Origin of the sequence: Nocardia arseniciresistens, assembly GCF_046764875.1 — a bacterium.
GTDB lineage: Bacteria > Actinomycetota > Actinomycetes > Mycobacteriales > Mycobacteriaceae > Nocardia > Nocardia arseniciresistens.
The window spans coordinates 90,568-103,146 of sequence record NZ_JBKORD010000003.1; the positions used below are offsets into that span (position 1 = coordinate 90,568).

Genomic DNA, 12,579 nt, shown 5'->3' on the forward strand with positions numbered 1-12,579 from the left:
TCGCAACGCCGAGGTGCAGAGCGCTGCGGGCACCACGCTGAACGAAGGGCTCGCCACGCTCTTCAACAACCCCGATTGGGAGGAACTCGCCGGTCGAGCGGGATTGGATGTCGAGGCACTGCGCCCGGTTCAGGCGTCGGCCGCGAACTCCGGCATCCCGGTCACCGGCGCGGACCTGCGCGACATTCGCCACTTCGCGCTGGACACTCCCGAGGCCCAGGCTGATCTGGACGAATATCACCGCAGCAGAGGCGAAACCAGCCCCGACAGGGCTCCGGAGGCGCAACGCCGGCGAGCGTTCACGGTGCGAAACCTGGCCGACCTCGGAATGCCGGTGTCGCAACGGGAGTTGGCGGCGATTCCTCCGGAGAAACTGCGACTGCTGCGCAAGACGTTGCTGGACGCGGCATATCCGCTGCCGCGCAAGGGCGGCCGGGTAGACGCCACAGTCTTGGAGCAGCAGTTGCTGCGCGACTCGGGTGACACACACGGTCACGTCGAAGTGCTCTATACCTATGACTCCCGTGGTCGCCGAGTGCATGACAAGTCCGGCAATGCCGTCGTGGACAGGGTGCTCGTCTTCCGCGACCGGGGACCGATCAGTCCGGATGCCGTGTCGACTACGAATTTCCGGCTCTTCGATGTCGCGCTGCCGTGGCGCCCCGGCACAGCGCTGGTCGAATTCGACACCGAGAGCGCCTGGTTCCGAGCGACTGCGATCGCCCGGGGAATCCCGGTGACCGCGGGAGTAGCGGGCAGCGCCCTCCGATTCATGGCCCCGGCCAAGTCGATGATGTCCAGTGACGAATGGAACGACTTCCTCTTGGCGGTGGTCGCCTTCATTGTGGCGCAGCATCATTCGCTGTACGAAGTGGCGATAGCACTGCGGATCATCGGCATCGATCTCGTCGCCGACGCCGACCCGAATGCACCCGACTTCCGTGTCGCGCTGTACCGGGGTGTGATCGACCGAGCCCTCGCCCGGTACGGCGACGTCCCGAATCCGGGCCGCCCCGGCTACGGCGCCGAAGCTCACGCGGGCCTCTCTGAGGAACCGTCTGCCGCATCGGCGGCGCCGACCGGTGTTCGGTCCGAGCGTTCACCACTTACGGTGGCGGGCGATCCCACCGCGGCACGTCCTGCTGTAACGGGGCACCTGGAGCAGGGTGTGAACGATTGCGCTCCTTGGGTGGAGCGAATCGTGAAGGAGGCGTTGGGTTCCGAGGAGGGAGCTCAGGTCACGGTCAACGACGATCCCGAGGTCGTCGAGTCGGGTCTGGGCGGGTTTGTGCTGGCCCAGGATGTGGTGGCTGGTTGGGCGGATGGGCCGATCGGTGTCGGTTCGGGTGGGTTGGCGAAGGCTTACGAAAACATGCTCGACTCGGAGACGGTTCGGGCTGTCGTCGTGGGGATGGAGATCGAGTCGCTGATGCGGCGGCCGGATGCGGTGGTGGGTTCGCATGCGGCAGCGATTGTTCGGGTGAGCGCGGAGTTCGCGGCGTTGCATCCGGAGTGGGGGTTGGTGGAGAACGAGATCGTGGTGTTCGACCGGGCCGTGTATCCGGATCGTCCGGTGCGTGGTGCGGGTGTGCTGGCGTGGATTGTCGACGCTGGGGACGTTGCGGATGTGCACGAGCTCGTCATCCATAACGATGGTTCGGCGGATGTGGAGTTCGTGCCCGCGGAGCAGGTGGATCGTGGTCCGCGTAAGAATCTCGGCACACGGTGGGTCGACGGCGAGGATCCGAAGGCTGCGGCCGGCACCGGTCTCGGGGCCTTGCTGCCGCGGCTACGCTGGTGGCTGGACATTCAATTGTCACAGTTGCCGGGCCGCAGTGATCACTATGAACGGAAGCCTGCGTCACCTTTTGCTCGTGGTTGGCCGTCGAATGAAGACGGTCAGTACGGGATCGGGTACTACCGAAAAGGGAACCTCAGCAGGTTGGCGGACCTGCAGCGAGGTGCGGACAAGTGGCGGCTCGATTCGGCCGAGAAATTCCGGGACGCGGTGGCGAAGCTGCGCTTGGATGCGACCCGTCCTGTTGCCGAACATGTTGCCGCGCTGGCCGCTCCGGCAGAGGTCCGAAGCAAGCAGCGCCGCGCTCACATCGAGGCGGTGTATCGCTACCACTACCTGCAACAGGCACACGCTTGGTTGGACGCGGTGAGTGCCGAGCTACACAAGGCGGTGCTGGCGCGTACCTACTGGGCGAGCATGCTGGCAAACGGAATCCGAGATCTGGACATCCCTGTCGACACCAAAACTGGGAGCCGGAAGGTCACGCTGGCACAGCAGCTTGCGGACGGAATCCGGGATTGGGATGCCGTGCTGCGGCAGGAGAAATCCGCCGAGCTGGCCGAACTGGATCGGTTCGTCGAAAACTTGCGCGACGCCGACGCCGAGCTGAATCGGGTCGCGCTGGTGTTGGATGAGGGTCTGGTCGACCTGGCCGAACCGGAACTGCTCGATGACGAAATAGCCGACAAGCTGAACACCTACACGGTGGTGCGCACATTCAAGAATATGTACGGCCCCGCCGCAGTGGAATCAGCCGAGAACAGTCTCCCGGTCAGCGACCAGGATGAGCGCTTGCAGGTCCGGCTGCGTGGTCGCATGGTGCACCTGCCGGGGTACGTCGCGATGGACGCGTTGCTGAAGGCGCTGCCCGCGGGTTCTTCGATCGCCGTTGTGGACAAGAGCTACGCGATTCCGCGGCGTTTCACGCTCGTCAATTACAAGGGCATCATTATCAAGAGTGATCCCGCCGACGGGGTCTACGAGGAATTCGAACCGGATTTCCCGGATATCCCGGAGACCACGCAGTTGTACGGGATCGTTGCGCGCGCCGACGGCACCCTGCTACACCCGGCCGAACTGGTCGGAAACCTCCCGTTCTCGTTGGATCCGGTCGTTTCGCCGGAGCGCGCATCCCAGGCGGTACGGATACATGCCCTCGATGTCGAACGCGGCAACGAATGGCGGCGGGCTCGACACCTTTTCGACAAACTCGAGTGGCGAGAGCAGCTGCTGCGCCCGGAGGACTGTGCAGAGGTATTGGCCGCACTTGCGATGCTCGCCGATGGGGATGAGCCGCGGGCCGGGTGGATGCGGGAACTGCGTGATGCGCTGGTTCGGCATCAGCAGATCACGGCGGACCTCGCCGAGCTGACCGAGCTCGACCGCGCCAGATTGCAGGCGGTTTTGGTGCACCACATCGTGTTTGCCCGAGTGGAGGCGGCAACCGTGATGTCGACGCCACCGTCACTTGCCGAGCCGGAAAAGCTGCAGGATGCGCTTATCCGAGCGAGCCGCGATGTGGAAAGCGCCGACCAGGCGTTGGACGACCGGCTGGATCAACTCGAAGCAGGGGCCGGAGCAGTCGATTCGACAGAACCGTTCGAAGATTTCTGTGGTCCCATGACGATCAGGGCAGCGTTGGCGCTGACCGGCAATTCGAAGATCGAACCGATAGAACGCCGTACCTCACAATCGGGTACTTACACTTTCGAGTCGATGGCAGCGTTGGGTGCCTGCCCGCAAGTCTTCGAAGATTACGAAGAACTCCGGAAATCCCTGCCCGACATGGGAATTACCTGTGTAATCGAATCCTACGCCAATGGATCGGGTTACGGTTATGTGATCGTTTCACTGGGCGGATATCACATTGTGCTCGACAATGCCGGTATCCTCGTGCGCGACTTCCCGCCGATCCCGCATCGCCCGTTGAACGGACTAATTGCCTTCGTGCTCAGCCCGGAGGGCATATCCCAGCAGCAGCTGCCCGACGACAGCCGCAGCAGCTTGCTGGAGCTGGGCCGACAGCTGGGCGAGCTGGTAAGTGCGGCCCGCCAGACTGGGATGGACCGACAGGACTTGTGGAACACGGTCGTCACGGGGCAGCAGTTCGACGACGTCATAGCCGAGTCCCGCCTCGTGACGGACGCAGTACTGGAGGCCGGATTCCCCGCGGTACCGCAACAGCCGACCGCCTCGGGTTCGGTGCTTGCGAAGGTGCTGGAACGGGTAAATCAATTGCTGGTCGGCATACCCGCGGTGCAGCTCGATTCCGAGCCCCTCGGCCGGCACGGCAATGTACTGGAGCCGCCAGGGGAGGACGGTCCCGATGACGCGGGTGCGCACGCATTCCGGTCGCAGGCACGGCCCGAGACGCCCGGGCAGTCGAAACCGCACGCCACAAACGAGAACTCGCCGGAGCCTGCCGAAAGCGATGTCCACGTCGGCGAACTCGACGCCGAAGACAACCCGGTCCACCTGATCGACGAGGACGGTGAGTCGGAAGCTGGGGCGTTCGAGCTCGAGCCCAGCCGGAATCCGGTCGCCGCTGCCATGCAGGGTGCGCTGGAGGAGGAGCTTGCGCGCAACCCGGGCGGCGAGCAGCTCACCGGCCGGGTCGCTTGGTTCCCGGAGCTGAACCAACTGTTCGTGGTGGCGCGGCGTGACCAGCATGTGGCGGCGCTGAACGAATTGCTCACCGACCATGAGGAATTCGCCGATGCGCTGTGGCGGCCGGGATTGAGGATCCGGTATTTGCGGGCGATAACGTGGGGCAACGACAGTGGGGTGGAGCTGGAGCCCATCACCCGTGACGAGGCGGAGGGGCCGTACCGCCGCGCGACATGGGAGGAAGCCTGCGGCGCGTTGGTCGCCGGGTACGTGCAGGCCCGTAAGGCGGGCACCACCGCCGACCCCTTCGAGGACTGGCTGCTGCTGCTCGGCGACGATGGCTTCTACCAGCAGAAGGACGTGCCGGCCCGGTTCCGGAAGGGCGCGTATGACGCGCGGAAGCCGGAATACGATGCGCTCCGCCAGGATCCGACCGCGATCAACCACGTCAACGACGAGTCGACGACCGACCTTCCGGACCGAGACGAGATCCGCGTCGGTCAGCTCCGCAGCAACATCATGGGAATCGGCTTCCGGATGGCGGAGGCGGACCCGATGGTGGTGCCGGGCCATCCCGCGGAGGTGCTGCAGCGTCTCTACCTGCGTCAGATACCGCTGCCCGAGGTGACGCGGCCGGAATTCCGGCAGGACAAGGAATGGTTGCTCGGCGTGCGCGCCCTCGGGCACGCCTCGGTTGCGGTCAGCGGCGGCTTCAGCGGCTACGGGGTGCGTGTTTCCAGGAATCAGAATGCGTTGTCCGCGTTCCTCGCTCGTGAAATGGATTTCGCGGACAGCCACTTCATGTACACGATGGACAGGATCCGCGCAGCGCTGCAGGGCGGTACCGAAGACCTGCCCGCGCACCGTCGGGCGGTCGCACCGGCACCGAGCGAGGTGCCCGCCGCCCTGCCCGCCGCAGCCAAACCGTCGCCGCTCGCCCGGACCGAGTCGTTCGAAAAGAACGCCTGCAGTCAGGTTATCGATCAGCAGATGAGTCGCGGCGCGGGCGACGGGTGGCGTCTGCACCGCAAGCTCAGCCACCATGTCGTGTCGTATGACGGCATCGGGTTTCTGATGGTCGTCGCCGCCGCGAAGGGCAAGCATCTCGAGGCGCTCACCGAGTTGGCCATGGACAGCGACTACTACCGCGACCTGCTGTGGCGCCCCGGAACCGACATCCAGTACCTGGAAGTGACCGCGCATCCGGACGGCACGGTGGCTTCCCGGTCGATTACCCGTGACGAGGCAGAGGGACCGTACCGACGTCCGACCTGGGACGAGGCCGTCGCCGCGCTGGTGTCGCAGTACCTGACGCTGTGCTGGTCGCTACAACAGGACGGTAAGACCGCGCCCCCGTGGCGTAAGTGGCTGGGTCTGCTCGGCACGGACGCGTTCTACACCAAAGCGGACGAGACGGCGCGCAGGCAAAGCAGCGAGGAGGAGTTCAACCAGAAGAAGGAGCAACACGAGGCGAAACGCCACAACCCGTGGGCGCTGAACCACCGCAACTGGTCGTGGGAATCCGATCTCCCGTATTGGGACGAGGTCGTCGCGGGCCGATTGCGCGGCGACATACTCGAATTCGGGTACAAGATGGCCCGCGACAACCCCAAGTTGCAGCTGTCGGATCATCCCGCGGGCGTGCTCTACAGCATGGCGATTCGGGAACGGCCGTTGCCGTCCTGGGCGGACTACTCGACCGTGCCGGACGGATGGAAGTCCGCCGGGGACAAGCGGTACCCGGTCGCGATACCCGGCCTGGGCGAGGCGGTCACGCTGGCGTTGGACTCCGACACCGACAGCGGACGAAGCTGGCTTTCCCGTGCCCACGCCTCGGGGTCACGCGGTGCCGCGATGTCCAACGTTCTGGCACAGTGGTTCTCGGGCATGAACGACTCGAACCCGGAGCGCCTGGCACGGAAGATCGGCAAGGTACTGGCCAAGCCGAGAAAGGGGGACCTGTCCCACGGCGGAGTCGGTGACATCAGTGCCGCGGAGGCGGTCGCGCGGCTGGTCGGCGTTCCCGTCGCCCTCGACCATGCCGCTCTGTACCGACGGGACGTCGTCGACCAAGAGTACGAGGAGCTGGCCTCGTGGGCGACCAGCGAATGCCGCGTCGTCGAGCGTGGCATCGCAAAGCTCAGGACACTGCTCGAGCGGGCCGCGATCGAACTGGACGCGCACCGTGTCGGTGTGCCGTTCCCGGACAGGGACATGGTCCGCACCGGGCGTCAGTTGAACGCCATCGTGTGGCGGCTGACCCATGAACTGCGGCAGAGCACCGCAGGCCTGAATCTTTGGGAGATAGAGAACCGGCAGCTGCTGGAACTCGCGCCGGAGCTGCCCGCAGCGGCGAACGTCGTCCTGGACCTCCTCGCGGCGCTGTCGGCGCAGGTACCCGGAGTGGACTTGCCGGATTGGCCGGAACGCGAGCGACAGAGTTTCATAACGGCCCTCCAGCGGGTCGCCGAGCCGGCGACCGAGGTCCTTGCCCAGTCGGATCCCATCGAAGCGGCCGTCGTGTGGAAGTACACGGCGCGTCCGCGGGTGGAGTCACTGAGCGCGGAACTGTATCGGGGAGGCCACCGCCACATGTGGGCGCAGGATGCCGACGCACAACTGGTCGCCTACCGGGAAGAAAACCGTGCCGACGAGGACCCGTTGTCGACTGGTGGCACCGAGTCTACCGATTCCGATGCGCCGGTCAGCGGTGTGCCCGATGAAGGTTTCGGCACGCGCCGCGACTCGAGTACGGCGGGGGATGTGCAGGGCGCGGACCCGACCGCCGGGTATCAGCGTCCGAGGTCATCCGACCTGTCGAACACGGCCGAGTCCGAAACGTCGCGTGAGACTGACGAACGTCGCGAATCACTGCCTGCCACAAGCGAGGCGGCCGCGGCCGCATCCGCACTCGGTGTGGACGTTCCCGCCCAGTCGACCGCCGCGCCTGCGGCCGACCCGCGACAGCTGCCGGATCCGGCAGCCCGCCGCGCGCTGTTGCCATCGGAAGGTGACGGTGTCGGTAAGTGGGTGACCGTCACTCGGCATGAGCCGGGCATGGTGGAAGGTGGCCCGTTCAATTGCGGTCCGTTGGTGCAATGGTTCGTCCGTGACGCCGCACCGGGTAATGCGGGCGTGGCGATGCACCCGAAGGATGTGAACGACCAGGCCATCGCCCTGTCGGGTATCGGCAAGGTCGAGTTCGTCGAGGGCATGAACATCGGCTGGGCCGAACAGCATTTCGGTATCGGCATCGCCGGTCTTACCGCCATGGTCGAGCACGTCCGTCAACTCGGCGGCGTTCTGGTCGGCGGCGTCGACCCAGCGGGTAAGGGCCTCGGCCACGCCTTCGCCGTGGCGAGGGTCGATGAAGATTTCGCCAGGAAAATGAATGCCCTGCCCGCAGCGGTGCGCGGCGAGCCCGAGTTCGCGGTCGGCGAGGTGGTTGTCTTCGACAACGCCGCAGGCGGTTTGCTGCGCGGCGACGCGGTCGACGAGTGGATGGTCTCTGGATGGGTCGGTTTCGCGGAAGTCCACGTAGCGGGCATCGATGCCGACGGCAAGGCGATGGACGAATTCGAGAGCGCGCAGGTGCAGGCGAGCCGCGGCCCGGCAGGGAACCTGGGGGCCGCACCCGAGAAGTCTTCCACACGACCACGATTGACGCAGTTCGTCGAGCTCTACGCTGCTGCGATCGGGCGCGGCTGGAGCTATTCCGAAGCAGTGGAATTGGCTACCCGTCTGGACATCGATCCGGCTCGACTCGCCCCCGCTGCGATTGACGGGCTGCTGCGTGAGGTGGACGTCGAGGTATCGAGTTCATCGGACCCCGATCGTGTTCGGCTGCTGAGTTTGTTCACCGAGAAGGCGCGCCGATACCAGCAGTCGACCGACTGGCTGGGGCGTACACACGCGTTGAGCGGCGAACGCCTGCGTGCCGAACTGGAACTCGATCACTACCGAGCCGAACTGACCAGGGTGGCAGCCGAACACGGATTGGATCCGGACGCACTGCCCGCCCGACTTCCGGACGAGCTGTCGGAGCTTACGGCCAAGGTGCGGGCGGAGAGCGAGAAGGCCAGCCGCTTGGATCGGGCCGTCGCGGCGATGGACGAATTCGGTACCTGGCCCGCTCTGATTTTGAAAGATTTCGACGGTCCCGCGGTGGTGCAGACCGTTGCCGCGCTCACCGGCAACCCGGGAATCCGGCAGCTGGCCACCAACACCACCGACCAAGGGACACCACTGTTCGAGCTGGCCGCCGCGCTCGGTGGCCGTCCCCAGGAGTTCAGCGGTCACGCCGACTTGGTGAGCACCTTGCAGGCGTTGGGGCACGGCGCGGTGATCGCGGTCGGCGACAACTACGATTACAGCGTCGCGGGCGGGAATTTCGCCGCTGACAACGGTGGTTTCGTACTTGCCAACAGCCACGGGCGGATCCGGCTGGTCGGCATCAACGGCGAATCCATTCGTGACTTCACTCCGTCCGTCCGAACGGTGTTCCGTGGGGTTGTGTTCGGTGCCGACAGAGCGCCGCAACATCCGCTCACCGACCGGGCGCGGGCCGAACTGGAAGAACTGGCAGCACAGCATGCCGAGGCGGTCCGCGCAACCGTCCAGGAACGCATGGGGCGATTGATCGCTGATCTACTCGGCCGCTCCGAGAACAGCTCCCAGCCCTCGGCGCGTAGCCGAGTGCTCGAGCTGGTGGCCGCGGCCGATGAAGTGCTGGCGTCCGAAACCGCGGTGCCGACTCGTCCGGAGGGTGACCGCACCTCCGACGGCGGCGCATCCTCGGCGCCGGTGGTCGATCGTGACAAGCAGCGCGGGTGGACTCGGCGTCCGCTGGCACTCGACTTCACCGGGCAGATCGGCCTGACACTCGACAGCCCTACTGCTCGTGGGCATTCCGAGCTGCTGATCACCACGAACACCGTGGACTGGCAGATCCGTGAACTGCTGGGGAACCGGGACTGCCACAAGCTGGCCGGTGCACTGCACAGCATGACCGGTTGGGACATCGTCACAATCGATGTGCTCGAAGGCGAACAGTGGAAACCGATCCACAGCCTGGTGCGCACCCCCGACGGTGACGTTCTCGATATCTTCGGCACCACGGACCTCGAGTCCGTCTTGGCGAAGAACCGGCCGCAAGGCGAACTCCGCCACCGTGTCGTGCCTGCCGAGCACATGCCCGGCGACGTGATGCTCGGTATCGACGAGCTGCGCGGGGACAGCCTCTGGTGGGCCGAGGCCTCTTCCTTCGCCAAGGTCACCGTGTTCAGCCACTTCGCCCGGCACCTACTGCGCGACAACGGGTTCGGTGACCTCGTCGACACCGCCCTTGCCAAGGAGACGGCCGCCGCGGCCGTGGCCAGGGTGAGCAATCAGCTGTACCGGCGGTTCGGCAAACGAGTCGTCGACCTGCTGTTGATCCAGACCGGTGGTGATCATGGACGAGTCAAAACCCTCGTCCGCGAAACCTTTAACCAGGCCGCTCGGGAACTGCGGGCGAACCATGAGATCACCCAGCAACGGGTTGTCGACATTGCCACGAAGGTGTTCGAGCTCGAGCAGTTCCTGCTCGAGTACCCGGATTTCCAACGCCGGATGGCCGATTTCCTGCGGTATTCTCCTCAGTCCCAGCTATTGGCGCAGGTGGACGCGGCGCGCATGTGGGCCGCGGTGGACGCCCTCCGAGCCGATCAGCGCACGGTGGTCTTGCAGCGGTTCGCTCAGCGAATTTCGATCACCGATATCGCCACGAGCGCCGGTCTCGACGGCAGCATGGTCGCCGACAAGTTGGCCCTCGGAGTCGAAGCGCTGGTGCGCATTCTGGGACTGGGCGACCAACTGCCTTCGCGTCCCGTCGGCGGGCCGTCGGTCGGTGCGATAGCTCGCCGGACCGGGCTGGCCGAAAGCACCGTGTCCAAGGCGCTCAACCACAGACAGGGCTCCGCCGAGACCAGGCGAATTGTGTTGCAGGCGTATGTGGATCTCGGGGGGCGGGCGGCCGATATCGTCTCGGAGCCCGATGTTCCGCGTGAGCGCCGGGTCACCATCTCCGAGGTGGCCCGGGTGGCCGGGGTGGTTCCCAGCACGGTCAGCCGGGTGATCAACGGCCTGCGAGTGTCCGACGAGGTCGAACAGCGGGTGGAGGCCGCTATCGCCGAAACCGGTTATCGGAAGCGGGAACACGGCCCGGTGCGTCCCGGCGTGCGGATGCGAGCCGGATTGGCCGAGGTGGCGGAGACGGCAGGCGTCGGCCTGAGCCAAGCGCATCGGGCGCACCACGGCCGGTCGGTCGGCTCGTCCACCGCACGGCAGCTGGAAGAAGCGGCCCAGCGTCTCGGCTTCGACCTCGGCGACAACCGCGGCCACAGCCGGGTCAGCATCGCCAAGGTGGCACGGCGTGCCGGGGTGAGTTCGTCCACGGTGGAACGGGTGCTCGCCAACCAGTCAGTGGCCGCATGGACCCAGGAAAAAGTCCTGCAAGCCATCCGTGACCTCGGCTACCAGGTCTCCGGTGGGTATGGGCGCGGTCGGGCGAGCACCGCCGACGGCAGCGCGGTTTCCTGGGAATGGGACCAGCTCGCCGGACATACACGCCGTGGCGAGAAGATCTGCGGTGTCCTGGTGCAACGCCAGGTCAAGAATTTCCTCGGTGCCCTCGGCGGCCGGATTTCTCCCGCCGAAATCACCGAATCCCTCGCCGCGAACGGGATGACCGGAGCCGCATTCGCCGAAGGGCTCGGCGCGAACTGGGAGGAATCGCCGATCGGCCATGGCCTCGACGGCCTGAAAGCCGTGGTTCGGCACGTATGGCAGCGCGGTGGCGCGGTCGCCGGGGCGATGGACTTCGGCGCCAAGGGCGCGCATGCCTTCGCGGTATTCAAGGTCACCGCGGAATTCGCCGCCCGCTACAAGCACCTGCACTTCAAACTGGGCGAGGTCGTAGTGTTCGACAACGTCGTCGGCGGCTTCGTGCGCGGCGATGATATCGACACCTGGATCGAAGAGGCCGCAGCCGCCGAAGCCACCGATATCAACGGGATCATCTTCAACGAAAACGGTAAGCCGAAAGACCCGATCGGCCCCAACCGCAAGCCGAAACCGCGCCGTGGCCCGAAGGGGCGGATCGGTGCGCGACCGGACAACCCCTCCGACCGGGATCCGAATACCCCGGCCACCGACAGCGTTTCGGCGGGGGCGGACGCGAATTCCGTGCTGGCCAGGATTTCCGGGATCGAGGTCCTGGGTGACGGGCTCTACCGCGGTGCCGGGTTCCTGATCGAGCCGCACGGTGACGGTATTCGCCTATACGTCCAGCAGACGACTTTCAATGCCGAGGTGCTGGCGCTGGCCATCGAACGCGGCGAGAAGAACCTGACGGTGCACACTCGAGTCGTTCTACCCGGCTACCGGGAAGACGGACCGCGGGACGTCACCCTCTCCCCCGACGGGGGATTTACTCCGTTGTGGTCAGCGGACCAGGCGCGGGTGGTGCGGGAGTTGGATGCACGCGCACAGGCGCAGGTCCCGGTGGCGCAGCAGTTGGTCGATTGCGGCTTCGAAGCGATTGCGGACGGTGTGCTGCGCCTGCAAGGCCCCGATACGGCACTGACCATGATGGTGCGGCCCGACGGCGGTATCGATTCCCATACCCAGGTATGGAAATTCGGCATGGACGAGCTGTTTGCGCAGTCTCGGATTCTCGGAGTCGTTCCGGTGACCGACGCGGCGAGTAACCCGGCTGGCCCTTCGTCGGCGTTGCGTCTGACCAACGGTTGGCTGGAGTACACGTTCGTCCGCAACGACAATCTGCCGAACGATGCCCAGGTGGTGCGTCCGGTCACTCCGGCGGAGGTGGGAGTGACGCCCGTGCCGCCTCGCCGGGAGGACAGCGGTTTCGTGGTGGCGGGCGACAACCCCACCGAGCTGATCCGACGGCTCGACACCATCAATGGCCATCCGATCGCCGACCTACAACGCTGGATGCAACCGTTCGACCTCGAACAGGCTTGGGACAGTGACGGTGCGGGCGATTTCGAGGGATCGTCGGAGGGCTTCCTCGGCGCGGAGGACAACCTGCTCGATACGTTGGCCCGCGACAACGACCTCGTACGCAGCCTCGGACTGAGCCACACCGATCTCGGCCAGGCTGTCCAGCTGAC

General features: G+C 65.7%; 1 protein-coding gene (only partly in view). It reads left to right on the forward strand.

All 12,579 nt of this window come from inside a single coding sequence — locus ACLMAJ_RS06260, LacI family DNA-binding transcriptional regulator (protein ID WP_412012550.1), on the forward strand. Of the gene's 140,205 coding nucleotides, 71,498 precede the window and 56,128 follow it; the stretch shown corresponds to coding positions 71,499-84,077 (codon 23,833, partial, through codon 28,026, partial); the first complete codon in view begins at position 2. Both codon boundaries (start and stop) fall beyond the window edges.